Source organism: Nocardia sp. NBC_01327 (genome assembly GCF_035958815.1).
In the GTDB taxonomy this organism is placed as follows: Bacteria; Actinomycetota; Actinomycetes; order Mycobacteriales; family Mycobacteriaceae; genus Nocardia.
This window is the reverse complement of the sequence record NZ_CP108383.1, coordinates 1,018,765-1,044,798: the sequence shown is the minus strand read 5'-3', so window position 1 is coordinate 1,044,798 and position 26,034 is coordinate 1,018,765. Positions and strand designations below refer to the sequence as shown.

General features: G+C 67.4%; 27 protein-coding genes. 14 read left to right on the top strand and 13 right to left on the bottom strand.

The features are described 5' to 3' along the window. The first annotated feature begins 129 nt into the window (after window positions 1–129). The 3 genes from OG326_RS04615 to OG326_RS04605 all read left to right on the top strand — a co-directional run bounded on the left by OG326_RS04615 (window position 130) and on the right by OG326_RS04605 (window position 3,224). Window positions 130–1,113: a metal ABC transporter solute-binding protein, Zn/Mn family gene (locus tag OG326_RS04615; protein ID WP_442790914.1), complete on the top strand. Its 984-nt coding sequence runs from the start codon at window positions 130–132 to the stop codon at window positions 1,111–1,113. A gap of 369 nt (window positions 1,114–1,482) precedes the next feature. Continuing rightward, window positions 1,483–2,349 carry a metal ABC transporter ATP-binding protein gene (locus OG326_RS04610; RefSeq protein ID WP_327146371.1) on the top strand — a complete coding sequence of 289 codons (867 nt, stop codon included), beginning with the start codon at window positions 1,483–1,485 and terminating at the stop codon, window positions 2,347–2,349. After that, window positions 2,346–3,224: a metal ABC transporter permease gene (locus OG326_RS04605; RefSeq protein ID WP_327143376.1), complete on the top strand. Its 879-nt coding sequence runs from the start codon at window positions 2,346–2,348 to the stop codon at window positions 3,222–3,224. Before OG326_RS04610 ends, OG326_RS04605 begins: the two co-directional genes overlap by 4 nt. 99 nt (window positions 3,225–3,323) lie before the next feature. Here the strand turns inward: OG326_RS04605 and OG326_RS04600 are convergent, their stop codons facing one another. Then, the gene (locus tag OG326_RS04600) at window positions 3,324–4,187 is read right to left on the bottom strand and encodes an A/G-specific adenine glycosylase (protein WP_327143375.1); all 864 of its coding nucleotides are present in this window, start codon (window positions 4,185–4,187) and stop codon (window positions 3,324–3,326) included. Window positions 4,188–4,306: 119 nt separating this feature from the next. On the opposite strand from OG326_RS04600, the gene OG326_RS04595 reads away from it, so the two are divergent. Beyond that, window positions 4,307–4,930 carry a carbonic anhydrase gene (locus tag OG326_RS04595; RefSeq protein ID WP_327143374.1) on the top strand — a complete coding sequence of 208 codons (624 nt, stop codon included), beginning with the start codon at window positions 4,307–4,309 and terminating at the stop codon, window positions 4,928–4,930. Window positions 4,931–5,125: 195 nt separating this feature from the next. Beyond that, complete coding sequence (locus OG326_RS04590; protein WP_327143373.1) at window positions 5,126–5,806, top strand: hypothetical protein; 681 nt, start codon at window positions 5,126–5,128, stop codon at window positions 5,804–5,806. A gap of 159 nt (window positions 5,807–5,965) precedes the next feature. Here the strand turns inward: OG326_RS04590 and radA are convergent, their stop codons facing one another. Continuing rightward, the gene (gene radA, locus OG326_RS04585) at window positions 5,966–7,366 is read right to left on the bottom strand and encodes a DNA repair protein RadA (protein ID WP_327143372.1); all 1,401 of its coding nucleotides are present in this window, start codon (window positions 7,364–7,366) and stop codon (window positions 5,966–5,968) included. Window positions 7,367–7,597: 231 nt separating this feature from the next. Beyond that, window positions 7,598–8,218 carry a hypothetical protein gene (locus tag OG326_RS04580; RefSeq protein WP_327143371.1) on the bottom strand — a complete coding sequence of 207 codons (621 nt, stop codon included), beginning with the start codon at window positions 8,216–8,218 and terminating at the stop codon, window positions 7,598–7,600. Window positions 8,219–8,522: 304 nt separating this feature from the next. Here OG326_RS04580 and OG326_RS04575 point away from each other — a divergent pair, with 304 nt between their 5' ends. From OG326_RS04575 to OG326_RS04550, 6 genes are all read left to right on the top strand, one after another. Then, window positions 8,523–9,011 (top strand): CarD family transcriptional regulator, encoded by a 489-nt coding sequence (locus OG326_RS04575; RefSeq protein ID WP_297607767.1) that lies wholly within the window; start codon window positions 8,523–8,525, stop codon window positions 9,009–9,011. A gap of 11 nt (window positions 9,012–9,022) precedes the next feature. Next, complete coding sequence (ispD, locus tag OG326_RS04570; RefSeq protein WP_327146370.1) at window positions 9,023–9,757, top strand: 2-C-methyl-D-erythritol 4-phosphate cytidylyltransferase; 735 nt, start codon at window positions 9,023–9,025, stop codon at window positions 9,755–9,757. A 14-nt stretch (window positions 9,758–9,771) separates the two neighbouring features. Further along, entirely contained in the window at window positions 9,772–10,239 is a 468-nt protein-coding gene (gene ispF, locus OG326_RS04565; protein ID WP_297607896.1) for a 2-C-methyl-D-erythritol 2,4-cyclodiphosphate synthase, read from the top strand. Window positions 10,240–10,323: 84 nt separating this feature from the next. After that, entirely contained in the window at window positions 10,324–11,724 is a 1,401-nt protein-coding gene (cysS, locus tag OG326_RS04560) for a cysteine--tRNA ligase (RefSeq protein WP_327143370.1), read from the top strand. A 241-nt stretch (window positions 11,725–11,965) separates the two neighbouring features. Then, window positions 11,966–12,949, top strand: a complete 984-nt coding sequence (gene rlmB / locus OG326_RS04555; protein ID WP_327143369.1) for a 23S rRNA (guanosine(2251)-2'-O)-methyltransferase RlmB — start codon at window positions 11,966–11,968, stop codon at window positions 12,947–12,949. Between the two features lie 153 nt (window positions 12,950–13,102). Further along, window positions 13,103–13,381 carry a DUF4190 domain-containing protein gene (locus tag OG326_RS04550; protein ID WP_297607759.1) on the top strand — a complete coding sequence of 93 codons (279 nt, stop codon included), beginning with the start codon at window positions 13,103–13,105 and terminating at the stop codon, window positions 13,379–13,381. A 3-nt stretch (window positions 13,382–13,384) separates the two neighbouring features. Here OG326_RS04550 and OG326_RS04545 read toward each other — a convergent pair whose 3' ends face one another. The 3 genes from OG326_RS04545 to OG326_RS04535 all read right to left on the bottom strand — a co-directional run bounded on the left by OG326_RS04545 (window position 13,385) and on the right by OG326_RS04535 (window position 16,368). Continuing rightward, the gene (locus tag OG326_RS04545; protein WP_327143368.1) at window positions 13,385–14,197 is read right to left on the bottom strand and encodes an enoyl-CoA hydratase/isomerase family protein; all 813 of its coding nucleotides are present in this window, start codon (window positions 14,195–14,197) and stop codon (window positions 13,385–13,387) included. A 179-nt stretch (window positions 14,198–14,376) separates the two neighbouring features. Then, window positions 14,377–15,546, bottom strand: coding sequence for an acyl-CoA dehydrogenase family protein (locus OG326_RS04540; protein ID WP_327143367.1), 1,170 nt, complete (start codon window positions 15,544–15,546; stop codon window positions 14,377–14,379). Between the two features lie 78 nt (window positions 15,547–15,624). Next, window positions 15,625–16,368, bottom strand: coding sequence for an alpha/beta fold hydrolase (locus tag OG326_RS04535; protein ID WP_327143366.1), 744 nt, complete (start codon window positions 16,366–16,368; stop codon window positions 15,625–15,627). A 42-nt stretch (window positions 16,369–16,410) separates the two neighbouring features. Between OG326_RS04535 and OG326_RS04530 the strand changes: the two genes are divergently transcribed. Then, window positions 16,411–16,722 carry an antibiotic biosynthesis monooxygenase family protein gene (locus OG326_RS04530; RefSeq protein ID WP_327143365.1) on the top strand — a complete coding sequence of 104 codons (312 nt, stop codon included), beginning with the start codon at window positions 16,411–16,413 and terminating at the stop codon, window positions 16,720–16,722. A gap of 98 nt (window positions 16,723–16,820) precedes the next feature. Here the strand turns inward: OG326_RS04530 and OG326_RS04525 are convergent, their stop codons facing one another. From OG326_RS04525 to OG326_RS04510, 4 genes are all read right to left on the bottom strand, one after another. Further along, window positions 16,821–17,264: an OsmC family peroxiredoxin gene (locus OG326_RS04525; RefSeq protein WP_327143364.1), complete on the bottom strand. Its 444-nt coding sequence runs from the start codon at window positions 17,262–17,264 to the stop codon at window positions 16,821–16,823. A gap of 96 nt (window positions 17,265–17,360) precedes the next feature. Continuing rightward, window positions 17,361–17,810 carry an SRPBCC family protein gene (locus OG326_RS04520; RefSeq protein ID WP_327143363.1) on the bottom strand — a complete coding sequence of 150 codons (450 nt, stop codon included), beginning with the start codon at window positions 17,808–17,810 and terminating at the stop codon, window positions 17,361–17,363. A gap of 25 nt (window positions 17,811–17,835) precedes the next feature. Continuing rightward, window positions 17,836–18,684, bottom strand: a complete 849-nt coding sequence (locus OG326_RS04515; RefSeq protein ID WP_327143362.1) for an ABC transporter permease subunit — start codon at window positions 18,682–18,684, stop codon at window positions 17,836–17,838. Beyond that, window positions 18,681–19,577 carry an ABC transporter ATP-binding protein gene (locus tag OG326_RS04510; RefSeq protein ID WP_327143361.1) on the bottom strand — a complete coding sequence of 299 codons (897 nt, stop codon included), beginning with the start codon at window positions 19,575–19,577 and terminating at the stop codon, window positions 18,681–18,683. Before OG326_RS04510 ends, OG326_RS04515 begins: the two co-directional genes overlap by 4 nt. A 125-nt stretch (window positions 19,578–19,702) precedes the next feature. On the opposite strand from OG326_RS04510, the gene OG326_RS04505 reads away from it, so the two are divergent. Then, window positions 19,703–20,920 carry a sensor histidine kinase gene (locus tag OG326_RS04505; RefSeq protein ID WP_327143360.1) on the top strand — a complete coding sequence of 406 codons (1,218 nt, stop codon included), beginning with the start codon at window positions 19,703–19,705 and terminating at the stop codon, window positions 20,918–20,920. Window positions 20,921–20,963: 43 nt separating this feature from the next. After that, window positions 20,964–21,623, top strand: a complete 660-nt coding sequence (locus tag OG326_RS04500) for a response regulator transcription factor (RefSeq protein WP_327143359.1) — start codon at window positions 20,964–20,966, stop codon at window positions 21,621–21,623. A gap of 38 nt (window positions 21,624–21,661) precedes the next feature. Here the strand turns inward: OG326_RS04500 and OG326_RS04495 are convergent, their stop codons facing one another. The 3 genes from OG326_RS04495 to OG326_RS04485 form a co-directional block, all read right to left on the bottom strand. Continuing rightward, window positions 21,662–22,267 (bottom strand): VWA domain-containing protein, encoded by a 606-nt coding sequence (locus OG326_RS04495; RefSeq protein WP_327143358.1) that lies wholly within the window; start codon window positions 22,265–22,267, stop codon window positions 21,662–21,664. A gap of 133 nt (window positions 22,268–22,400) precedes the next feature. Next, on the bottom strand, window positions 22,401–23,195 hold the full coding sequence (locus OG326_RS04490) for a phytanoyl-CoA dioxygenase family protein (protein WP_327143357.1): 795 nt from the start codon (window positions 23,193–23,195) through the stop codon (window positions 22,401–22,403). A gap of 143 nt (window positions 23,196–23,338) precedes the next feature. After that, window positions 23,339–25,891 (bottom strand): ATP-dependent Clp protease ATP-binding subunit, encoded by a 2,553-nt coding sequence (locus OG326_RS04485; RefSeq protein ID WP_327143356.1) that lies wholly within the window; start codon window positions 25,889–25,891, stop codon window positions 23,339–23,341. Between the last annotated feature and the right edge of the window lie 143 nt (window positions 25,892–26,034).

The following is a 26,034-nucleotide window of genomic DNA, read 5'->3' as shown; positions in this document are numbered from 1 at the left end:
CGACCCCCGCGAACCTCTGTTCGCGGGGGTCTTTGCTGTTCAGAGGTTTTTGCGTCGCACAGCCACGTGTTCAGCACCACATTTGCTGCTCGTAATGCGGATGGGGCTGGACAGGTGCGCTACATTTTAATGGCAATCGTTTTCGTTTCGGATAAGCGTTTCAGGAGTGCCCGCGTGACCAGAAGCTTTGCAAAAGGATTCGCCGTGATCGCCGCGGGGCTCGCCACAGTGGCCACCCTGACCGCCTGCGGATCTTCGAAGAACGATTCCGGACAGCTCTCCGTCGTGGCCTCCACCAATGTGTGGGGCGATATCGCCAAGACCGTCGCCGGCCCGGATGTGAAGGTCGAATCCCTGATCAACGATCCGGCCGCCGACCCGCACTCGTACGAGGTCACCGCCGTGCAGGGCGCACAGCTCAGCGATGCGGATCTGATCGTCTACAACGGCGGCGGCTACGACAGTTTCATCGACAAGGCCATCGCCGGTAAGAACAAGCACACCGTGAACGCGGTGGATGTCGCTGGCGAGGGCGCACACGGCAGTACATCGGCCGCGCCGGCCGAAGCCGGTGCCGCACATGATCATTCGGGGACCAATGAGCACGTCTTCTACGATGTGCACGCCGCCGGTCACATCGCGGAGCACATCGCCGCCGCGCTGGGCGACCTCGATCCCGCGCACAAGCAGGATTACACCGATCGCGCCGCCGCCTTCACCGCGAAGCTGAGCGGTATCGAGGCCATCACCGCCGAGATCGCCGCGGACCACCCCGGACAGCCGGTGGTGCAGACCGAGCCGCTCGCCTACTACATGCTGCTCGACGCCAAGGCCGACGATCGCACCCCGCACTCCTTCCAGGAGGCCATCGAACAGGGCACCGACCCCTCCCCCGCCGATGTCGCCACCGTGCGAGACATGTTGAGCTCCAAGCAGGTTCGCGCCCTCGTCTACAACATCCAGACCGAGGACAAGACCACCAAGGATATGCGCGCCACCGCGCAGAAGGCCGGCCTCCCGGTCGTCGAGGTCACCGAAACCCTGCCCCAGGGCCTGGATTACGTCCAGTGGATGACCCGCAACGCCCAATCCCTCGCGACCGCACTCGCCTAGGTCCGACGACCTATGCCCCCCACCACCGCCACAACTGCGGGAGTGGCACTGACCGAGCCGGCCGAACAGACCGGCCCCTGCACCCCGGGCGCACACCACGCGCCCGGGGTCACCGGCACGTCAGCCCCCTCCCCCCGGACCACGACCACCCCCGGGAGCATCGTCATGAACAACCCCACCGAAACCTGTATCCCTGCAACAGAACAGGAGCGCTCCGCCCTGGACGCTCCGCCGAATGGCGCAGTCGCCGGAGCAACTCGGAGCGACCTATCCACGGCCGGCGTGAATACCTTGCTCGACAGCACTGGCGCCGCTTCGAACGGCGCAAGCATCTCGGTGGGCAACGCGAACGATTCGGTCGAGCAAGCGCTGGACACGAGTTCGGGCGCACGGGCGCGAAGCGCGGTTCCCGCTGTGCGGCTGACCGATGCGCGGTTGTCGTATGGGGATCGGACGCTGTGGGAGGGGCTGGATCTCGAAGTAGGGGCGGGGGAATTCATTGCGGTGCTCGGGCCCAATGGGTCCGGGAAGACTTCGCTGTTGAAGATGCTGCTGGGGCAGGTCGGGCTGTCCAAGGGGTCGGCGGAGATCGCGGGAAGTCCTGCGCGGGTGGGGAATCCGGATATCGGGTATGTGCCGCAGCAGAAGACGCTGGATGCCGGGACACAGCTGCGCGGGGTCGACCTGGTGGGGCTCGGGGTGGACGGGCATCGGTGGGGGCTCGGGTGGCGGGGCCGCGCGGAGCGGAAACGTAAGGTGGCGCAGGCTATTTCGGATGTGGGGGCGGAGAAGTACGCCTTCGCGCCGCTGGATGCGCTCTCCGGCGGGGAGCAGCAGCGGCTCCGGGTCGCGCAGGCGCTGGCCGGGGATCCGCGGGTACTGCTGTGTGATGAACCGCTGCTGTCACTGGACCTCGCCAATCAGCGACTGGTATCGCAGCTCATCGACAAGCGGCGACGCACGCACGACACCGCGGTGCTGTTCGTGACGCACGAGATCAATCCGATTCTGCCGCTGGTGGATCGGGTGCTGTACCTGGTCGACGGCAAATTCCGGATCGGGACGCCGGATGAGGTGATGACCTCCGAGGTGCTCTCCGAGCTGTACCGCACCGAGGTCGACGTGCTGCGGGTGCGCGGGCGACTGGTGGTCGTCGGCACCGGCGACACCATGGACGCGCTCGGCGAGGCCGGAGCACAGCACTGCCACGCCGAGAACGACGAGGTGCGCGCATGATCGACAAACTCTCCGGCGTCTTCTCCGGAATGTTCGACTTCTCCACCACCGCGCACCTGATGTCCTACGACTTCGTCCAGCAGGCCGTCCTGGCGGCGGCCCTGCTCGGCCTGCTCGCCGGAGCCATCGGTCCGCTCATCATCAGCCGCCAGATGTCCTTCGCCGTGCACGGCACCAGCGAACTGTCGCTCACCGGTGCGGCGGCGGCGCTGCTCGCCGGGGTCGGCGTCGGGGTCGGCGCGATCGCCGGATCGGTGGTCGCGGCCGTTCTGTTCGGCATCCTGGGTTCCCGTGCCCGCGAACGTGATTCGGTCATCGCCGTGGTGCTCTCGTTCGGCCTCGGCCTGTCCGTGCTGTTCCTGTGGCTCGGCCCGGAGCGGGCGGGCTCCAAATTCTCGCTGCTCACCGGGCAGGTGGTGAGCGTCGGCGACAACGGCCTCACACTGCTGTCCATCTGCACCGTCGGAGTTCTGCTGGTGCTGGCCGCCGTCTACCGCCCGCTGCTGTTCGCCAGCTCCGACCCGGAAGTGGCTGTGGCGCGCGGAGTTCCGGTGCGGGCGCTGTCCATCGTGTTCGCGGTGCTGCTGGGCATCACCGCCGCGTTCGGCGTGCAGATCGTGGGCGCCCTGCTGGTGCTGTCTCTGCTCATCACCCCGGCCGCCGCGGCGGCGCAACTCACCGCCAGCCCGGTCCGCGCCACCGTGCTCGCGATCGTCTTCGCCGAAACCTCCGCGGTGGGCGGCATTCTGCTGTCCCTCGCACCCGGCGTCCCGATCTCGACCTTCGTCACCGCCATCTCGTTCACGATCTACCTGGTGTGCCGCGTCGTCGGCTCCCGCACCCGCAACCGCCGCCGCGAACTCGTCCCCGCCTGACCGCTTTTCTCGATGCGATCTGCCGCGTGAGGGGCGGTAGATCGTGCCGTCGCACCCTCCCGGGGTGATACCCCTCGCGCCCCGGGAGGTGCGCGGCGATCAGCCTTCGCCGGCGAGGGCGAAAAGGCCGTCCGCGGTCTGCTCGATCAGCCCGTCGACCAGCAGTGAGTCCAGGGCGCGGGCGCGCTGGCCCGGATCGCGGGTCCAGGCCAGGTCCAAACGGACCTGCTCGACCGGGCCGGTGGCGGCGCGCAGTACGTCGAGCAGGCGGCCGCGGGCCTGACGGTCGGTGCCCTCGTACTTCTGGGTGCGGCGCACCACCTCGGAGGCCGGGCGGCCCGCGGCGACCCACGCGCACGCAGGCAGCGGGCAGCGGGAGCACTCGGGGGTACGGGCGGTGCAGATGGTCGCGCCGAGTTCCATGAGCGCGGCGGAGAAAACGGCCGCGCGGCCCACGTGCGCCGGGAGCAATGCCTCGGTTTCCCCCAGATCGCGAGAGGCGGGATTGCCCGCCTCGGCACGGCCGTGCACCGCGCGGGCCACCACGCGGCGAACATTGGTGTCCACCACCGGAACTCGCTGACCGTAGGCGAAGCAGGCCACCGCGCGGGCGGTGTAATCCCCGATTCCGGGCAGGCTCAGCAGTGTCTCGACATCGGCCGGCACCTCGTCACCGTGCTGCTCCGCGAGCACCCGGGAGCATTCGTGCAGCCGCAGCGCGCGGCGCGGATAGCCGAGCTTGCCCCACGCGCGCAGCACGTCACCCTGCGGTGCGGCGGCCATGGCCGAGGGCACCGGCCAGCGCGCCACCCATTCCCGCCAGATGGGCTCGACCCGCACCACCGGGGTCTGCTGCAGCATGATCTCGCTCATCAGGATCTGCCAGGCGGTCACGCCCGAGCGCCGCCACGGGAGGTCACGTGCGGTCTCCCGATACCAGTCGATCAGAATGTCGCTATCCATCGTCCTTCGATTCTTCGCCGCCGGCTCACTCGTCGGGCGGTGTGATGGCCGGCCGGTAGTTGCCGGACCGTAACGTCTCGGACTCGCCAGTAACCGCTCCCCCATGGAAAATGAGACACATGCCCCACAACAATCCGATCAGTGCCTGGAAATCCCTGCGTGAAGGCAATGACCGCTTCGTCAACGGCACGTTGCAGCATCCTAGCCAAGGTGCCGTCGACCGGGCGAAGCTCGTCGGCGGGCAGCAGCCCGGGGCAGTACTGTTCGGCTGCGGCGACTCCCGCGTGGCCGCCGAGATCATCTTCGACCAGGGCCTCGGCGATATGTTCGTGGTCCGCACCGCCGGACACGTCATCGACTCCTCGGTGCTCGGTTCCATCGAATACGGCGTGCAGGTGCTGAACGTGCCGCTCATCGTGGTCCTCGGCCACGACTCCTGCGGCGCCGTGCGCGCCACCATCGACGCCCTCGACCACGGCAATGTGCCCGGCGGCTTCATTCGCAGCGTTGTCGAGCGGGTCATGCCCTCGATCCTCATCGGCCGCCGCGAAGGCCTGGAATCGGTCGACGAGCTGGAGGCCCGGCATGTCGAGGAGACCGCCCGCCTGCTCATGCAGCGTTCCATGACCATTTCCCAGCGGGTGGCCACCGGCGAATGCGCCATCGCCTGCGTCACCTACAACCTCGCAGAGGGACAGATCAAACTGCACCGGGTGATCGGCAATATCGGCGAAGTTGTCTGATTCTTCGGATTCTTCGGGAATCTGCCGGAGATAGCAGGATTCGGTCCCCGATGCCGAGACAATAACCGGCAGATGGGGATTGAGCCGAGCGGTGCCCGGAAGCGGCGAAATGTACCTGGCACGTAGGTCGTTTCACCTCCGACACGCCGAGACCCTGAGCGGGATGCACCCGACGGTGCCCTTACCGTTGTCAGCGTGCTGGAACCGAATGGACCACTGCCGCCGGAAATCTACTGGCGCCGTCGCGCGATAGCGATCGGCGCGATAGCGGTCGCCCTCCTGCTGGTGCTCTGGGTGGCCGTCGCGCTGATACGCGGCGGCGGTGACGACCACAAATCCGACGCCAAAGCCACCACCTCCGCCGCCGGGTCGACGAACAAGGCCGCCGGAGCCTCCTCCAGCGCGCCCGATTCGGGTGCGCCCAAGCCCGCCACCAGCGGTAGCGCACCTGTCAGCGGCAGCGCTGCGCCCGTAGCCGCCGCCGGACAGTGCCCCGACCAGTCCCTGGCCGTGAAGGTGAATGTCGGGCAGCCGACCTACAAGACCACCGAACAACCGGTCTTCGGCATCGTCATCACCAATATCTCCAGCGCCGCCTGCGAACGCGATATGGGTTCGGGGCTGCAGCTGGTATCGGTGCAATCACTGGACGGCCAGCGCCGCCTGTGGTCCAGCACCGACTGCTATCCGGACGGCACCCCCGATATGCGCACCCTGAATCCGGGGCAGCAGGCGGCATTCACCGTCACCTGGTCCGGATCCACCTCGCAGCCCGGCTGCGCGGGTGAGCGCGTACCGGTGCCCACGGGTCCCTACACCGTTGTCGCTCAGCTCGGTTCGGTGCGCAGTGCGCCCGAACCGTTCAATATCGCCTGATTCCAGCGCTTTTCAGCATGAAGGCCGGGTCCCCCAGGGGCCCGGCCTTCGCCGTCCCGGTCATCCGTCCGGATCGGCCCGATCAGGCCCCTGGATGCCCGTGTGACAGCCGAACACGCGCGGCGCGGGTTCCACACCGGCCGCGCGCGCAAATCGCGTCTAATCCTCGATATCGGCCTTCGCCTTGGCGCGGCGCGGGCCGCGCAGCCCGCAGACGGCAAGGGCCGCACTGAGATCGGCGACCTCGTGCAGCTTCATGGTGCGGCCCACCCGATCGACCCCGGCCGGGACCAGCGCCTCGGTGAAACCCAGCCGCTCGGCCTCCGCCAGCCGCCGCGTCAGGCCCGTCACCTGGCGCACCTCGCCGGCGAGACCGACCTCGCCGAGCACGATCATGCCGCTGCGCAGCGCACGATCCTGGCTGGCGCTCGCAATGGCAAGGGCGACAGCCAGATCCGCGGCCGGTTCGGTGAGCCGCATACCGCCGACGGTGGCGGCGTACACATCCTGCTTGCCGACATAGACGCCGCAGCGGCTCTGCAGCACCGCCAGCACCATGGAGACGCGGTTGTAGTCGAGCCCGCTCACCGCGCGGCGGGGCGCGGGCACCGAGGTCTCCACGGTGAGGCCCTGCACCTCACCGAGCATGGGCCGCTTACCGTCCATGGCCACGGTGACGGCCGTGCCGGACACCGCCTCACCGCGATGGTGCAGGAACAGCCCGGAAGGGTCGTCCACACAGGCGATTCCGGCCTCGCGCATCTCGAAGCAGCCCACCTCGTCGGTGCTGCCGAAACGATTCTTGATGCCGCGCACCATGCGCAGCGTGGAGTGCTTGTCGCCCTCGAACTGCAGCACCACGTCCACCAGATGCTCCAGCGTGCGCGGGCCGGCGACCGAGCCGTCCTTGGTCACATGGCCGACCAGCAGCACCGCGATACCCGTGGACTTGGCCAGCGAGGTGAGCGCCGCCGTCACCGAGCGCACCTGGGTGACGCCGCCGATCACACCGTCGACATCACCGGCCAGCATGGTCTGTACCGAGTCGACCACCAGCAGCGACGGCCGCACCTGCTCGACATGCCCGAGAATCGTCGCGAGATCGGATTCGGCCGCGAGGTACACCTTTTCGTGCACCGCGCCGGTCCGGTCCGCGCGCAGGCGCACCTGACCCGCCGATTCCTCGGCCGTCACGTACAGCGCGATCTCATCGCGCGCCCGCGCCCACCGGTGCGAGACCTCGAGCAGCAGCGTCGACTTGCCGACCCCGGGCTCGCCCGAGATCAGCACCACCGAACCGGGCACGATCCCGCCGCCCAGCACCCGGTCCAATTCGGAAACCCCGGTGGACCGCGCCTGCGTGGTCTTGGAATCGATACTCGAGATGGGCGCGGCCGCCGTACTCGGCAGCATGGCCCGGCGCCCGACCGCCACCGCGGCGGAGGAGGCGGCGACCTCCTCGAGGGTGCCCCACGCCTCGCACGCCGGGCACCGACCCACCCATTTGGCGACCTCGTTCGCGCAATCAGCACAGCGGTACAGCGATTTCACCTTGGCCACGCGGGCAGCCTAGTGACGGACTCCGACAGACAACTCGCACCGCACCGGGCGATCACCGCCGATTCGCCGCCCATCCCCCGACGACACGCCCGGCCCGTATTCCGGCTGGCAGAGCCGTGCGCTACCGGCCCCGCAGCGCGGTGCGCGGCACACCGGACAATCCGTGCGTAAACGACCGCACCCGCCTCGGAAATCCGAAGCGGGTGCGGTGGAAGCGAATTCGAGTCGAGCTCAGTGACCGGACTTGGTCTCGGCCGACACGGGCTCGGGGCGCGGGTTGTCCGGGCCGGCGTCGACCGGGACGTTCAGCGCGACGGTGCCGCCCTCTTTGAAGATGAAGGTGACCGGGTAGGTGAGGCCCGGGGTGATGTCCTTGGTCAGGCCGTCGACCTCGATGAGCAGCGGGTGCGCATCCGGATCGGCGGGCTTGTCACCGGCCGGCGCCGCGGCGGGCGTCGTGGTGGCGGTCTTGCTGAAGTCCGCGACCAGGGTGGACTGGGCCTTGATATCGGCCTTGCCGTTGATCTTCGCGGTACCGAAGTCGGTGGTAACGCTGACCAGCTCGTCCGGCGTGGCCTGGGCGAGGTTGGCGGCGCTGAAGGCGAGTACGGCCTTACCGCCCTTGGCGTTGTTGTACTCCTCCGACTGCGGCAGCAGGAATCGCACGTCACGCAGCGCGATCTTGCCGACATCGGCGCTGTTGCCATTGACCGCCGCGACCTCGCGCGAGGTCTGCGCGAGCTGACCGGCACTGCAACCCGTCAGCGCGAGCACCGCGCCCGCAGCGAGTGCAGCAACTGTCAAGGCACGCCGGCGCGCCTTCGACGCTGTGGTGGCTTTCTGGGCAGTCACGGGTTGTCCTCCATGTCGACCGGGCTCACTCCACTATGCAGAGTAGTAGTCATGAAGAGTAATGCGTGCTTTCCCACGCCTCTCGAGGGGGCGGCGTATACGGAAAGTCGCGTATGCGGAGAGCCGCGCGGCATATGCGTTCCGATACCGCGCAGCGGTATCCCGTTATGCCACAACAGGATGCACACGATTCCGCGGTTGTCAACCCCCACCGCTGGCTCGTTGTGGCCCTGACCTGCGCCGTTGATCGCGCCGTTACCGAGTCGCATGTTAAACTGTGAACATCGAAAGGGGCACGGGACAGATGATTTTTAAGGTCGGAGACACCGTCGTTTACCCCCACCACGGAGCGGCGTTGATCGAAGCTATCGAAACTCGCACCATCAAGGGTGTACAAAAGGAGTATCTGGTCCTGAAGGTCGCTCAAGGCGACCTGACCGTTCGGGTTCCCGCTGAGAACGCAGAGTATGTCGGCGTCCGCGACGTCGTCGGCCAGGAAGGCCTCGACAAGGTTTTCCAGGTGCTGCGTGCACCGCACACCGAAGAGCCCACCAACTGGTCTCGCCGCTACAAGGCCAACCTCGAGAAGCTCGCCTCCGGCGATGTGAACAAGGTGGCCGAGGTCGTTCGTGACCTCTGGCGTCGTGAGCAGGATCGTGGTCTCTCCGCTGGTGAGAAGCGAATGCTGGCCAAGGCCCGGCAGATTCTCGTCGGTGAGCTCGCGCTCGCCGAGGGTACTGACGCCGAGAGGGCCGACACTTTGCTCGACGAGGTTCTCGCCGCGGCCTCCTGAACGTGAACGCATTGCACGGCGACAGTCGTGTTGTTGCGCTGGTTCCTGCCGCTGGCATGGGCGTGCGTCTCGGTGAATCCACACCGAAGGCATTCGTTCCGGTCGGCGGCAGTCCCATGCTCACACTCGCGCTGCAGGGGCTGATCGCCTCCGGATCCGTCGACGAGGTTGTGGTGATGGTGCCCGCCGAGCTCGTCGACCAGACCCGTGCGCTCCTGCCGGCCACCGACATTCCGATTCATGTGGTGCCCGGCGGCGCCGAGCGCACCGATTCGGTCCGGGCAGGTCTGGACGCCGCCCCGGACGCCACCCTGGTGCTCGTTCACGATGCCGCCCGCGCACTCACGCCGCCCGCGCTCATCGCGCGGGTGGTGGCGCAGCTGCATGCGGGCGCGCAGGCCGTGGTGCCCGCGCTGCCGGTCACCGACACCATCAAGTCCGTGGATGCCACGGGTGCGGTCACCGGAACTCCGGATCGATCCACCTTGCGCGCCATACAAACTCCGCAGGGCTTCGATGCGCGGCTTTTGCGCGCGGCCTATGCGACCACCATCCAGGCGACCGACGACGCGGGCCTGGTGGAACTTTTAGGCGCCACCGTGCACACGGTGCCCGGTGATGCGCTGGCTTTCAAGATCACCACACCCTTGGACCTGGTACTCGCTAATACACTGGTGGCACAGGGCGGGATTTCCGTGCCCGTACAGCAGCGTGACCAGGACCGGGAGGCGGTGGCGAACACATGATCGACCCCACCGCCATGCGCGTCGGAATCGGCAGCGATGTACACCCCGTCGCACCCGGCCGCGCCTGCTGGATGGCCGGTCTGCTGTTCGACGGCGACAGTGGTTGCGAGGGCCATTCCGATGGCGATGTCGCAGCTCACGCCCTCTGCGATGCACTGTTGTCGGCCGCCGGTCTCGGCGATGTCGGCGCGGTGTTCGGCACCGGTCGCCCCGAATGGGAGGGCGTGTCCGGAGCGGCCATGCTGAAGGAAGTGCGGCGGCTGCTGGATGAGTCCGGCTTCACAATTGTCAATGCGGCTGTACAAGTAATTGGCAATCGGCCCAAGATCGGTCCGCGGCGCGCCGAGGCGCAGCAGGTACTGGGCGAGATTCTGGGTGCACCGGTGTCGGTCTCCGGCACCACCACCGACGGTCTGGGACTCACCGGCCGTGGTGAAGGCGTGGCGTCGGTCGCCACCGCCCTGCTGTGTTGTCGGTCCTGAACCGCCTCCGCAATTCCCGCTGCGGCTGACCTATGCCGTATCCGCCCGTCTTCCGCCATATCTCAACAGCTAGGATGCCTGGTCGTGACTCTGCGCCTGTTCGACACCGAGACGCGGACCCTGCGTGATTTCATTCCGCTGGTCCCCGGCCACGCTTCGGTGTACCTGTGCGGCGCCACCGTGCAGGGCGAACCCCATATCGGACATGTGCGCAGCGGCGTCGCCTTCGACGTGCTGCGACGCTGGTTGAGCGCCAATGGTTCCGATGTGGCCTTCGTCCGGAACGTCACCGATATCGACGACAAGATTCTGAACAAGGCCGCCGAGCACGGCCGCCCGTGGTGGGAGTGGGCCGCCACGCACGAGCGGGCCTTCGATCGCGCGTACGACACGCTCGGGGTGCTGCCGCCGTCCGCGGAACCGCGGGCAACCGGCCACATCACGCAGATGGTGTGCATGATGGAGCGGCTCATCGAGCGCGGGCACGCGTACCCGTCCGAGGGCAATGTCTATTTCGACGTCGTGAGCTTCCCCGATTACGGCAAGCTGTCCGGGCATCGGCTCGACGATGTGCACCAGGGCGAGAGCCTCGGGCAGGGCAAGAAGGATCCGCGCGATTTCACGCTGTGGAAGGCCGCCAAGCCCGGTGAGCCGAGCTGGCCGTCGCCGTGGGGTCCGGGTCGCCCGGGCTGGCATCTGGAATGCTCCGCCATGGCCGAGTACTACCTCGGCGCCGAATTCGATATCCATTGCGGCGGAATGGATTTGATCTTCCCGCACCATGAGAACGAGATCGCGCAGTCGCGTGCGGCCGGGGACGGGTTCGCCCGCTACTGGCTGCACAACGGCTGGGTGACCATGGGCGGCGAGAAGATGTCCAAATCACTGGGCAATGTGCTGTCCATTCCGAATGTGCTGCAGCGGGTCGGCGTTCGGCCCGTCGAGCTGCGCTACTACCTGGGCAGCGTCAGCTACCGCTCCATGCTCGAGTACTCCGACCAGGCGCTCACCGAGGCCGCTGCCGCCTACCAGCGCATCGAGGCATTCGTGCAGCGGGTAGCCGAACGGACCGGGGATATTCTTCCGGGAACCTGGACCGAGGCTTTCGCCGATGCGCTGAACGACGATCTCGGAGTTCCCAAGGCGCTCGCCGAAATTCACCGCCTGGTGCACGAGGGCAACAAGGCGGTGGAGGCGGGCGATCTGGACGGCGCGCGCGTGCTGGCCGGGCAGATCCGGACCATGCTGGGAATTCTCGGCGTGGACCCGTTCGATCCGCACTGGGCCGCGCCCGCCGATTCGTCCACCGCGGTGGCGGCCCTGGACGTGCTGATCGGCGCGGAACTCGAACGCCGGCAGCAGGCTCGGGCCGATAAGGACTGGGCGGCGGCCGATGCGGTCCGCGATCGCCTGAAGGCGGCGGGGGTCGAGGTCACCGATACTCCGCGCGGCCCGGAGTGGTCACTGACCAAGGAAGAGCGCTGAGTTCGGCCGGGTCTCCCGGCGGAACAGGGTCTCGAGATACTCGAGGCGAGACATGACACGGCTGACGCCGGGTCGCACACTGCCCCTGGGCAGCCAAGCGCCGTCTTCGGGCGGCACAGATATTTGGGCGCAGCCGTTCGCTGCGCCGACCGGATGCAGGTTTCCCGCATGATCGACGGAGCGCGGGTTCTCCCGTGACCGGCCGACTGCGGGTTTCCCGCGTAATACGGAAGGCGAAGTAATGGCAGGCAATTCGCAGCGACGCGGTGCGACCCGCAAGGACGGCACCAAGAAGGGCGCCGTCGTCGGCTCCGGCGGCAAGCGCAGCCGCGGGCTCGCGGGCCGGGGCGCGACGCCGCCCGCGGTCGAGCGCACCAAACATCCCGCGGCCAAGCGGGCCAAGGCGGCGGCGAAGGCGAAGACCTCCGCCGCGGACGCGCGCAGCCGCAATGCGAGCCGTCCGATCGCCGGGCGCAAGGACAATGAGGGCCCGGAACTGGTGCTCGGCCGCAACCCCGTGGTGGAGTGCCTGCGCGCGGAGGTTCCGGCGACCGCGCTGTACGTCGCGGTCGGCACCGAGAACGACGACCGGCTCACCGAATCGGTGAAGATCGCCGCGGATACCGGCATCACCATCCTCGAGGTGCCGCGCAGCGATCTGGACAAGATGAGCCGCAACGGTATGCACCAGGGCGTCGCCCTGCAGGTGCCGCCGTACCGCTACGCGCATCCGGACGACATGGTGGCGCGCGTGCGAGCCTCCGGCGAGCCGGCCCTGCTGGTGGCGCTCGACAATATTTCCGACCCGCGCAATCTGGGTGCGGTCATTCGCTCGGTGTCCGCGTTCGGTGGTCACGGCGTGGTCATCCCGCAGCGGCGCAGTGCCAGCGTCACCGCTGTCGCATGGCGCACCAGCGCCGGTGCGGCGGCGCGCCTGCCCGTCGCGCGCGCCACGAATCTCACTCGCACCCTGAAGGATTGGGCGAACGAGGGCTACCAGATCGTCGGCCTGGACGCCGGCGGCGACACCCATCTGGACGAATTCGACGGCAGCGCACCGACTGTCATCGTGGTGGGCTCCGAAGGTAAGGGCCTGTCCCGCCTGGTTCGCGAAACCTGCGACGCCATCATCTCCATTCCGATGGCCGGACCGGTGGAATCGCTCAATGCCTCCGTGGCGGCGGGCGTGGTCCTCGCCGACATCGCGCGCCAGCGCCGCGCCTGAGCCCGGCCGCCCCCGAATCGCCTCCGGCACAATCCGATCGGCGTTCGGGGGCGGGCCTCGCACACTCGCCGCGACACGCGGAACGGGGTGTCGCACAACCGAACACTGCGAGTCCGCAGGGCAATTCCGGCGCCGCGAACGTAAAATCAGGCGGTGGTCATCCCTCAGCAGCCCATCGGCGCACCCACCGAGCACGAGTATGCGACGGCGGTGTTGATCATGGGAGCGCTCAGCGTGTTCTGCTGTGGCGCACTGGGGCCCGTGGCCTGGGTCATGGGGCGGCGCGCACTGAACGAGATCGAGGCGTCGGGTGGCGCCTACGGTGGACGGGTCCAGGTGGTGGTCGGCTACGTGCTGGGCATCGTCGGGACCATATTCATGGTCCTGTTCGGAATCCTGTTCCTGATGATGGTCGTCAGCGGAAGGGCTTGAGGCTCAGTCCAGTCCGGGGCGGGGCGCACTGCCGGTGACCGCATCCCAGGCCGGCCATTCGGAGCTGACGCTCCCGGTCCACTTCGGCGGCCTGCGATCCTTGAGCGCGGCCACGCCCTCGCCGCCGTCGGAACTCTTGGCGACATAGTCGTTGAGCTCGGTTTCCAGGCGGCCCACGGTTTCCGGCGTCATGGCGGGCGCCTCCCACAGCAGTCGCTTGGACAGCGCCACCGGAAGCGGCGCGGAACCGTGCGCGATATCGTGCGCCACCGCGAGCGCGGTCGGCAGCACCTCGCTGGCGGGCAGGCAGGAATTGGCCACACCGAGCACCTGCGCCTCTTCACCGTCGAAGGTGCGGCCGGTGAGCAGCAGATCGGCGGCATTGGCATTGCCGACCAGCCGGGGCAGCGTCCAGTGCGCGTAGCCGCCGGCCAGGGCGCCGCGGCGAACCTGATTGAGGCCGTACACCGCATCGCGCGCCACGTACCGCAGATCGCACTGCAGCGCGATCTCCAGGCCGATGCCCACCGCATGCCCGTTCACCGCGGCGATGACCGGTTTACGAATGCGGAAGGGCGGCGGATCGATGAGCCCGTTCACCTCGCCGGACTTGAGCGACAGATCCGCACCCGCACAGAATGCGGGCGGCGTGCCGGTGAGGACGACCGCGCCGATCGCATCCTCGGTATCGCAGCGCCGCAGCGCCGCACCCAGTGCCGCCGCCATCTTCGGCGTGAGCGCGTTCTGCTGAGAGGGGCGATTGAGCGTGAGCACAGCGACCCCGTCGGACACGTCCACATGCAGTTCCGAACTCATGACCGAATCCTAAACGCAATCGCCACCCCGCCCCGCCCGATTACACCCCCCGCACCACCTTCGAGTTCGCGGCCCGCCCCGTTCTGGACTGACCGGAGCAATGCCGCGCAGCGGCGAGCGCAGGGAGGGAAGACCGGGTTAACAGGGCCGCGAACCCGCCGGAGCGAAGCGGAGGCAAATTAACGCAAGATCTGGCGGCCGATGGCGTACTTGTGTACCTCGGTCGGGCCGTCGTAGAGACGGAACGCGCGCATATCGCGGAAGATCATCTCCACCACGGTTTCATCGCTGATGCCGATGCCGCCGAGCACCTGGACGCAGCGGTCGGTGACCTTGAACAGTTCCTCGGAGACGAACGATTTGGCGATGGAACTCTCGTGCCGGGCCTTCTCGCCCTGATCCATCAGCCAGCAGGCGTGCCAGATGGTGAGGCGGCACTGGTGCAGTGCGATCTCATTGTCCGCCAGCATGAACGACACGCCCTGGTGCTCGCCGATCGGCTTGCCGAAGGCGGTGCGGGTCTTGGCGTAGTCGATGGCGATGGACTGTGCGCGCTCGGCCGCGCCCAGCCAGCGCATGCAGTGCGTGAGACGGGCCGGGGCGAGCCGCAATTGGGCGTACCGCAGCGCCTGTCCGGTCTCGCCGAGCACCGATTCCCTGGGCAGCACAAGGTTTTCGAAGCGCACCACCGCATGGCCGCCGACGTAATTGCGGTCCATGGTGTTCATGATGCGTTCGATGACGATGCCGGGCGCGTCGCCGTCGCAGAGGAACAGGGTCGGGCCCGCGGGCAGGTGCGGGTTATCGGCCAAGCGCGCCATGATGATCCACGTCTTCGCGCCGTCGGCGCCGGTGATCAGCCATTTGCGGCCGTTGATGGTGAAGTTCTCGCCGTCGAAGGTGGCGGCGGTGGTGAGCTGGTTCGGGTCCGAGCCCGCGCCGTCCGGTTCGGTCATGGCGAAGACCGAACGCTGATGGCCGTCGATGACCGGCTGCAGGAAGCGCTCGGTCTGCTCCTGGTTCGCGACCTTGGAGAGCAGGAACATATTGCCCTCGTCGGGTGCGGCGCAGTTCATGGCGACCGGGCCGAGGGTGGACCAGCCGGCTGCCTCGTAGAGCACGGCCTGCTCGATATGACTGAGTCCGCGGCCGCCCAGGGCGACGGGGGCCTGCACGGTCAGCAGCTTTTCGGCGCGCGCCAATTCGACCAGCTCCTGGCGGAGGTCGTCGGTGGGGCCGTGCGCGGTCAGCCGTGGATCACGCTCGTAGGGGACGATCTTGTCGATGACGAATTGGCGTACCCGATCGCGTTCGGCGGCGAGTTCGGCGGGAATCGAGAAGTCGATCATCGTTGGTCACCATTCATTCCGGGTTGCGTGCGTGCCGAGCATACGATGCGCCGGTTCCGAGACTGAAGGCACCCGCCATCAAACAAGGGTCCGGCGCAGGAAATCCTCGACTTCGGCCCGGTAGGCGGCAGGTTGATCGTCGTGCACGAGGTGGCCGGCCCGAGCGATCACGACATGCCGGGCATCGGGATGCAGCTCGGCCATCTGCCGCATCTGACCGGGCGGGGTGATGGTGTATTCACCCTCGATCAGCAGGGCCGGGGCGGTGATCGACGTCCACTGGGTCCAGAAATCCCGGGTGCCCCACTCCTCCGAGATAGCGCGGAAGGTGGCCACCTCCCCGTGCAGGCGATAGCCGTCCGGGCCGCGGGTGAACGAGTCGAGGAAGTAGCGGCCCGCCACCGGGCCGAAGAACTCCAGTACCGCAGCATCATTCGGGAACGGCTGCGGCCAGGCCCCGATCACCGCGGCCCAGTGTTCGGCGGTGCGGCCTCGGAAATCCGGGGCCATATCCTCGACCACGAGGGCGCGCACCCGGTCCGGATGCGCGGCGGCGAACATCCACGCGTGCAGTCCGCCCATCGAATGCCCGATCACCACCATGGGTTCGGCGATCCGCGCGGTGGCCGCCGCGAGGTCCGCGACAAATGCCTCGGTGGTCGGTTCCGCCGGTGCGGGGCGGCCGTGCCCGGCCGCGTCGAAGGTGTAGACATGCCCGAACTCGCGCAGCCACTCCAGCTGACCTCGCCAGGTGCGAGCGCTGCCCATCAGCCCGTGCAGCAGCAGGATCGGTACGCCTGTGCCACCTTCGTCAGTAAACATCGCTTCGACGATACGTCCGTTTCGCGTAGTACATTCGGGCGCATGGCAGTCGTCAAGATCAATGCAATCGAGGTTCCCGAGGGCGCGGGCTCCGAACTGGAGAAGCGTTTCGCCCAACGCGCGCACGCGGTCGAGAACTCCCCCGGGTTCCTCGGCTTCCAGCTGCTCCGCCCGGTCTCCGGCGACAACCGCTACTTCGTTGTCACCCATTGGGATTCCAACGACTCCTTCGAGGCCTGGCGCGACGGCCCGGCCCGCACCGCGCACGCGGGCGGCGAGAACCGGCAGCCGGTCTCGACCGGCGCCTCGCTGCTCGAGTTCGAGGTCGTCCTCGATGTGCAGAGCAAGGCCTGATCAACCGGGTCGCACTACTTCACGAACGTACGGAACAGGCAGTGCCGATGCGTCACCGGCACTGCCTGTCGCAGTGAATCGAAAAACTGTGCCCGAGATCAGGACTCGAAGGTCGCGTCCAGTTCGATATCGTCGACGCCCGCGAGCGCCTTGGAGATCGGGCAGCCCGCCTTCGCGCCCGCGGCGGCCTCGAGGAAGCCTGCCTCATCGATGCCCGAGGCGCGGCCGACCACGGTCAGCTTGATCTTGGAGATACGAAAACCACCGGCCGGGTCCGGGCTCAGGGTGACGTCGGCGGTGACGTCCAGGCTCTCCACCGTGCCGCCGGCCGCGCCGACCTGACCCGAGAGCGCCATGGCGTAGCAGGAGGAGTGCGCGGCGGCGATCAGCTCTTCGGGGCTGGTGGTGCCGTCGGCATTGTCGGCGGCGCGCTTCGGGAAGGAGACGTCGTACTTGCCGACGCCGGAGCTCACCAGCTCGACCTGTCCGGAGCCGTCCTGCAGCCCGCCGGTCCAAGCGGTGCGCGCGGTACGTGTAGGCATCACTGTCCTTTCGATGAATGGGTTGACCAACTCTCGGGGCTCTCAGGGGCTTCGCCCCCGAACCCCCGAAAGCTCGACGCGTCGAACGTACTCCGCTCAGACCGCCGCGGCGGCGCGCTGGTCGAGTTGCGCGAGCACGGCCGGCCAGGACTGTTCGTGGCGGTCCCGGGACTCGGCATCGGGGAATCCGGCGTGGCTGAGCAGTACGGCGGTGCCCGCACCGTGGGGTGAGAATTCAATCGTGAGCACGGTTTCCGCGCCCTCGGTGCCACCCGCACCGGTCACCCAGGTGATCTCCATCAGGCGATCGGGCAGCAGCCGGAGAAAACGTCCGTAGTGCGGGTGCCCGCCACCCGCGGTGAAGAAGAAGGTCTCGTTCACCGCGGGCTCCCGCATGAGCACCGACCCCGGATCGGCGAACCACAGTCCGAGTTGGCGGGTGCACATGCGGTAGAGCTCGTCCGGCGAGGCCGCCATGATCCGTTCGACAGTCAGGAAGAACGGCCGCGTGGAGAGATCGGGAGGCCGGATCGGCGCAACGTCCATGGCGGAGCACGATACCGCGCGACGCTCAGACCATGTCCCGGCGGTGGATCAGCCACACCGTGCCCGCCACGAAGAGGGCGATATAGGCGGCGAGGATCAGCAGGGACTGGTCTCGGGTGAGGATGTCCAGTACGCCCGGGGTGGCCGGACCGGTGGTCGTGCGCAGCGAACCGGCGAGAGATCCGGCGGCCGTACCGGGCAGGTGATCGGTGAGAGCCCTGATGGGAGTGAAGATTCCGGCTACGCCGCGCAGCAGATTCTCCACCACCAGCACCCACACCAGGCCGAGGCCGACAGCCAGGGCCGGGCCGCGAGCGATCGCGCCGATCAGCGCGCCCGCCAGTGTCCACATGCCCAGAATGGCTGTGCCCGAGACGATTCCGAGCAGAATCCGGCCCGCCGAAGGCAGTGCCAGGGACTGCCCCTGCGTGGAGGCGATGAGCGCCGCGACTCCGGTATCCACGACGAAGGCGACCAGCACCAGCGTGAGCACCGTCGCCGCCAGGCTCAGCATGACGCCGCCTACCGCCGCCGACCGCGAAGGGCCTTGGCTCAGAACGGTTTTCCAGGTGCCCCAGCCGTAACCGCTGCCGACCGCCAGCGCGCCGAGCACCAGCATGAGCGCGCCGCCGAACATGGCCATGCCCTGGGTGAAGACCTCCGGCACCGCGGCCGGGAGCATCTGCTGCAGCAGTACGTCGCGGGGCTGACCGTTCGACATCCGGGTGCTGGTGCCGGAGCTGTAGGCCAGATAGTTGAACAGGTAGGCGAAGGTCAGGTTCAGCAGGATCCAGGTGCCGAGCACGATCCAGAAGGCGGGCCACTTGCGCAGTCGCAGTATTTCGGCCCGGGTGCTTGCCAGCAGGTCGGTCATTTCGCCGTCTCCGTCATCTCGAAAAACACTTCTTCCAAAGACTTTTCGTCGCTGCGCAGTTCCAGTAGATCCGCGCCCGCGCCGATCACCGCACGTGCCACCGCCGGCGCCATTGCCACACCGGCATCCACTCTGATGCCGGTGGCGGTCAGCAGTGCGGACCGATCGCCGACCACCCCGCACACCGCGGGGAAGGCCAGTTCGAGAGGCTCGGCACGCAGGAAAAGCGATGCCGCGCCGCGTAATTCGCGCACCGTGGACTCGGCCAGCAGGCGGCCGCCGGAGATCACGCCGACACGATCACAGATCTCCTGCACTTCACTGAGCAGGTGACTGGACAGCACGACGGTGTGCCCGTCGGCGGCGAGTCCGATAATGAGTTCCCGCATCTCCGCCATGCCGGCGGGATCCAGACCGTTCGTGGGTTCATCGAGAATCAGCAGGTCAGGATGGCCGAGCAGGGCCGCGCCGACACCGAGTCGCTGCTTCATGCCGAGCGAGTAGGTGCGGAATCTGTCCTTGCCGCGGTCGGCCAGGCCGACCCGGGCCAGCACCTGCTCGACCTCGCCGCGAGCGGCGCCGCGGTACTCGGCCAGCACGCGCAGGTTGTCGCGACCGGACAGGTACGGGTAGAAACCGGGGCCCTCGATGAGAACGCCTATGCGGCGCAGGGTTTCGGGATCGCCGGGGCGCGCGCCGAGTACCGCGGCGGTGCCGCCGGAGGGCCGGATGAGGCCCACCAGCATGCGCAGCGTGGTGGTTTTGCCCGCACCGTTCGGGCCGAGGAAGCCGTAGATCTCACCACGGCGGACAGTCATGCTCACGGCATCCACGGCGGTGTGCGGGCCGTAGCGTTTGGTCAACCGGTCGGTCTCGACGATCGCTTCGTTCATACTTCGAGAATCCGCCGCCACCTGCGGGGAAACATCCGCCGCACAGCGCGATCCGGCATACGTATCTCGACGTATTTACCCCCGAGACAGTGCCGCGAAGGCGTGTACGGCGCTACCGTTCAGCTATGGAGATTCGTGCGGCACGGTGGTGGGATGTGCTGCTCGCACTGGTGGTGGCCGCGATACAGCTCGGCGCGGGCACGCTCGCCAACGCCCACCAACCACAGCTGCGACAGCTCGACCTGCTCGGATATGCACTGCTGGCCGGTGGACCGCTGCTGCTGGCGCTGCGACGACGGTATCCGTATCCGGTGTTCTACGGAACGCTGGCGATCACCGCCGCCTACCTGCTCATCGGCTACGGATACGGACCGGTCTTCTTCTCGCTGGTGATTTCCTTCCTCACCGCGGGCATTATCGGATCACGCTGGTACACCTATTCTTTCGTTCCCCTCGGATATCTGCTGATGGTGTGGCCGGTGCCCGAATGGCGCGGTTACACCACCAATGCCTGGCAGGAATTCGGACTGCTCGCCTGGCTGATCGTGCTCGCCGCCATTGCCGAGGGCATCCGGCAGCGGCACGCGGCCGTGCTGGCGCGAAAGCAGCGCGAGGCGGAGGTCGAGCGCGGCGAACACGCACAGCACGAGCGCGAGGCCGCCGAACGCGCGCGGGAACAGGCCGAACGCGAACAGCGCGCCAGCGAGGAACGGCTCACCATCGCGCGCGAACTGCACGATGTGCTCGCACACAGCCTCTCGCTCATCAATGTGCAGTCCTCGGTGGCGCTGGAACTCATCGACCGGCGGCCCGAACAGGCCGCGAGCGCGCTGGCCGCCATCAAGACCGCCAGCAAGGAGGCGCTCGGCGAGGTGCACGCCCTGCTGCGCTCCATCCGGTCCGGGACCAGCAGTGTGGCCGCACCCATCACGCCGACCATCGGCATCAGCGATCTCGACGGGCTCACCCGGCCCGCCCGCGCCGCCGGGCTGCAGGTGCGCACCATTGTGACCGGGCCGGTGAAACGCCTGCCCTCGGTGGTGGACGTCGCGGCCGCGCGCATCGTGCAGGAATCGCTCACCAATGTGGTGCGGCACGCACCCGGTGCGAGTGTGCTTGTCTCGGTACGGTATTCGGTCGACCGGCTGCAACTGTGCGTCGAGAACACCCGGCCGGAGCGCGCGGCCGCCGGGGTATCCGGCGGCGGGCACGGCATTATCGGCATGACCGAACGGGCGAACGCGCTGGGCGGGCGACTGCTGGCCGAACCGAAGGTCGGCGGCGGCTTCCGGGTCGAAGCCCGCCTGCCCATCCACCTGGCCCGCCCCGAACCGGCCGCCTAGGCTCGCCCCGATGCTGCGAAGCCGCAGCCCGACAGGAGGTTTCGTGAGTATTCGGGTGGTCATCGCCGATGATCAGGCGCTGGTGCGCGCCGGATTCGCGGCACTGCTGGACGCGCAGGACGATATCGAGGTTGTCGGCGAGGCCGCCGACGGCGAAGAGGCGGTGCGGCTGGCACGGGAACTCACCCCGGATGTGGTGCTCATGGATATTCGCATGCCGGTGCTGGACGGGCTGGCCGCCACCCGCGAAATCGCCGCTGCCGCCGAACTTTCCGAGGTGCGGGTGGTGGTGCTGACCACCTTCGAGCTCGACGAGTACGTCTTCGAGGCCATGCGCGCCGGGGCCACCGGATTCCTGGTGAAGCACACCGAACCCGCCGATCTGGTGAAGGCTGTTCGCGTGGTGGCCGGGGGCGATGCCCTGCTCTCCCCCAGCGTCACCCGCCGGCTCGTGGCCGAATTCGCCTCGCACGCCAAACCCGCCCCCGCCACCCTCACCGAACTCACCGACCGCGAACGCGAGGTGATGGCCCTCGTAGCCGAGGGCCTCACCAATGCCGAAATCGCCCAGCGCCTCTTCATGAGCCCCGCCACCGCGCGCACCCATGTCAGCCGCATCCTGCTCAAACTCGGCGCCCGCGACCGGACGCAGCTGGTGGTGCTGGCGTACGAATCGGGCCTGGTCCGCCCCGGCTGGCAATAGCGTCAACCTGCCAAGGGCGGTAAACAATCTCGAGCTTTTCAGCGACCCGGATTCGACTGGGAACGCTCGTCATCGGTGAAACCGGCATCCTGCTGAGCCGGTGCACCGGGGGCGGGCGGCGGCGCCTGCAGCCGGGCCGAATAGGCCGAGGCCGCGCGGAACACACCGGAGACACCCTGCGGAGCGGCGGCATACGTGATCGACCGGCGGGCCGAGAAACCCATTTCGGTGCCGATGGCCACGGCGTCGATATTCGCGCCGAGGAACAGGAAGTTCCAGTTGTAGGTGTCCTGCTGCTGGGTGATCAGCGACTTCACCGCGGCATGCGACCACTCTTTGCTGGAGTTCTCGTGCCCGTCGGTGAGCACCACCAGAATGACCGTCCCCGGCCGATCCGCCTCGGCCCGCGCTGCCAGCTCACTCCCCACATCGGTGATCAACCGCCCCACCGCGTCGTACAGCGCCGTCATCCCCCGGGGCTGCAACGTCAGCGGCGGCACCTGCGCCAGCGGACGATTCGCGTACACCAGCTCGTATTCGGTATCGAACTGAGCGAGAGTCACCTCGATCCGCTTCGGCACCTCCCGCTGCTGCTCGATATAGGCGTCGAACCCGCCCTCGGTATCGGTCTTGATCGACTGCATCGACCCCGAACGATCAAGCAGCACAGCAATAAGCGTCAGATCAGAATTTGTCATACGAACCCCCGGAACGACTCTCGCGAACCTCACCCACCGTACGCCCGAACCCGCTGCCCCGCCTCCGATTTTCGCGCCGCTAGCGGACGGCCTCGACCTCCAGTCCGCGCCGAATAGCCTGTTCCACAGGCGAATACGCATTGTCCGGGCGATCGAGGACGCAGGGTTCGCGGAGCAGCAGTGGCGGCTGGGCGAGGAAGCGGGGGTTGCGGCCGTGATGGGGCTGGGCGGCGTGGACGAGGAACGGATGGCAGAGGTAGACGTCGCCGGCTCGGCCCGTGGCCAGCGCCTGGGGCAGATCGACTGTGGCGTTGTAGGTCTCGATGAGCTCGGGCGCGGACATGCTGACGCCCGGTTCGCCGTACGGAGCCAGAACGTTCGGAAGACGCAGATGCGAGCCCACGCGAATCCGGGTGGGGGCATCCTCGGCGTCGATATCGGAGAAGAGGAAGAGCATCAGCAGGGCTCGACCCTTGGACCGCACATTGATTCGCCACTGGATGTAGTCGTCCGCGGGGCCGTCGCCGGGGAAGCTCGCATCGATATGCCAGCCGTCGTCACCCGGTGATTCGGGACTCGGGAAGCGGATCGGGAAGCCGCCGAGACTGTTTCGCGGGAGCCAGCGGCCGGGACCGACCAGCTGGTCGAAGGCTTCGAGAAGGGCCGGGGCATTGACCGCCTGGGCGAAAGGCTCCTCCGCGTGGTCGGCCAGGCGGATTACCGCCTGGGTCCAGGTGGCCGGGTCGTCCGGATCGCATCCGGTGGCGCGCCAGAGGATTTCGCGGGCGCGGGTGGCTGTCTCGCGCGGGAAAGCCCGCTCGACTTTCACGAAGCCGTCGGTGATGAAAGTTTCCACCTGATCGTCGGTAAGCATGCGATCCCTTCGTTCGACTGCTCCGAGGATCGACTATTCGGGCACCCGAGCGCCACCCAATTTGGGTGCCACGCGGGGTAATCGGACCCCGGACACGCGAAAGCCCCTCTCGCGGACAACGAGAGGGGCTTTCGGGGTGGTGATTACTCGCCGGAGGCGGCGGCTGCCTCACCGGCGGCGACAACAACGGGCTCATCTTCCACAGCGTCGCTCTTCTTGGTGAGCTTCGCCTTCGCGTGGAAGGTGAACTTGGCGTTCTCGCCCTGGCCTTCGCCGTCCCAGCCTTCGACATCCACCAGGACGCTCTGACCGGCGCTCAGCTCGCCGAAGAGGATCTTCTCCGACAGCTGATCCTCGATCTCGCGCTGGATGGTGCGACGCAGCGGACGGGCGCCGAGCACGGGGTCGAAACCGCGCTTCGCGAGCAGGCTCTTGGCCTGATCGGTCATCTCGATCGCCATATCCTTGTTGCGCAGCTGGTTGGCGACGCGGCCGATCATCAGATCCACCATCTGCACGATCTGCGGTGCGGTGAGCTGGTGGAACACGATCACGTCGTCGATGCGGTTCAGGAACTCCGGGCGGAAGTGCTTCTTCAGCTCGTCGTTGACCTTGAGCTTCATCCGCTCGTAGTTCGAGCCCTCGGCATTGCTCTGAGCGAAGCCGAGGCCGACCGCCTTCGAGATATCCGAGGTGCCGAGGTTCGAGGTGAAGATCAGCACGGTGTTCTTGAAGTCGACCGTACGACCCTGACCATCGGTCAGGCGACCATCCTCGAGGACCTGCAACAGAGTGTTGTAGATCTCCTGGTGCGCCTTCTCGATCTCGTCGAACAGCACCACCGAGAACGGCTTCCGGCGCACCTTCTCGGTGAGCTGGCCGCCCTCTTCGTATCCGACGTAGCCCGGAGGGGCACCGAACAGACGCGAAGCGGTGAAGCGGTCGTGGAACTCGCCCATATCGATCTGGATGAGCGCATCGTCGTCGCCGAACAGGAAGTTCGCCAGCGCCTTCGACAGCTCGGTCTTACCCACACCGGACGGACCGGCGAAGATGAACGAGCCCGACGGGCGCTTGGGATCCTTCAGGCCGGCACGAGTACGGCGAATCGCCTTGGAGACGGCCTTGACCGCATCCTCCTGGCCGATGATCCGCTTGTGCAGCTCATCTTCCATGCGGAGCAGACGAGTGGTCTCCTCCTCGGTGAGCTTGAAGACGGGGATACCGGTCCAGTTGGCCAGCACCTCCGCGATCTGCTCATCGTCGACCTCGGCCACGACGTCCAGATCACCGGAGCGCCACTGCTTTTCGCGCTCGGCACGCTTGGCGACGAGCTGCTTCTCCTTATCGCGCAGGCGGGCTGCCTTCTCGAAGTCCTGCGCGTCGATAGCGCTTTCCTTCTCGCGACGGGCATCGGCGATCTTGTCGTCGAATTCGCGCAGGTCCGGCGGTGCGGTCATCCGGCGGATGCGCATGCGCGCGCCCGCCTCATCGATGAGGTCGATCGCCTTGTCCGGCAGGAACCGATCGTTGATGTAGCGATCGGCCAGCGTGGCCGCGGCAACGAGAGCGCCATCGGTGATGGAAACCCGGTGGTGCGCCTCGTAGCGGTCGCGCAGACCCTTGAGGATATTGATGGTGTGCTCGACCGTCGGCTCGCCCACCTGCACCGGCTGGAAACGACGCTCCAGCGCGGCATCCTTCTCGATGTACTTGCGGTACTCGTCGAGAGTGGTGGCGCCGATGGTCTGCAGCTCACCGCGAGCCAGCTTGGGCTTGAGGATCGAGGCCGCGTCGATAGCGCCCTCGGCCGCGCCCGCACCCACGAGGGTGTGCAGCTCGTCGATGAACAGGATGATGTCGCCGCGGGTATTGATCTCCTTGAGCACCTTCTTCAGGCGCTCCTCGAAATCACCGCGGTAGCGGCTGCCCGCGACCAGGGAACCCAGGTCGAGGGTGTACAGCTGCTTGTCCTTCAGCGTTTCCGGCACCTCGCCGTTGACGATGGCCTGTGCCAGGCCCTCGACCACGGCGGTCTTACCGACACCGGGCTCGCCGATCAGCACCGGGTTGTTCTTGGTGCGGCGAGACAGCACCTGCATGACGCGCTCGATTTCCTTCGAGCGGCCGATGACCGGGTCCAGCTTGCCTTCGAGCGCAGCCTGGGTGAGGTTGCGGCCGAACTGGTCGAGCACCAGCGAGGTGGACGGAGTACCCGTCTCGCCACGCGAACCCGAACCCTCGACCGGCTCCTTGCCCTGGTACCCCGAGAGCAGCTGAATAACCTGCTGGCGCACCCGATTCAGATCCGCGCCCAGCTTGACCAGCACCTGAGCCGCGACGCCTTCGCCTTCACGAATCAGGCCGAGCAGAATGTGCTCGGTGCCGATGTAGTTGTGGCCGAGCTGCAGCGCTTCGCGCAGTGACAGCTCGAGAACCTTCTTGGCACGCGGGGTGAAGGGGATGTGACCGGACGGCGCCTGCTGGCCCTGCCCGATGATCTCCTCGACCTGCGACCGCACACCCTCCAGCGAGATACCAAGGGATTCCAGCGACTTCGCCGCGACGCCCTCACCCTCGTGGATCAGGCCCAGCAGGATGTGCTCGGTGCCGATGTAGTTGTGGTTGAGCATCCGGGCCTCTTCTTGGGCCAGGACAACGACCCGCCGCGCGCGGTCGGTGAACCTCTCGAACATCGCTCCCTCACTTCCTGCTCCGCTTGCTACGGCATCCGGCGCTTCAGACCCTGTGCTGCCCTTCTGGTCGCCAGCCTGCCATGAAGCCCTGGGGTTGCATCCCCCGCCTCCACTCTAGTTGGCGGGGGTCACGCACGTCGTCC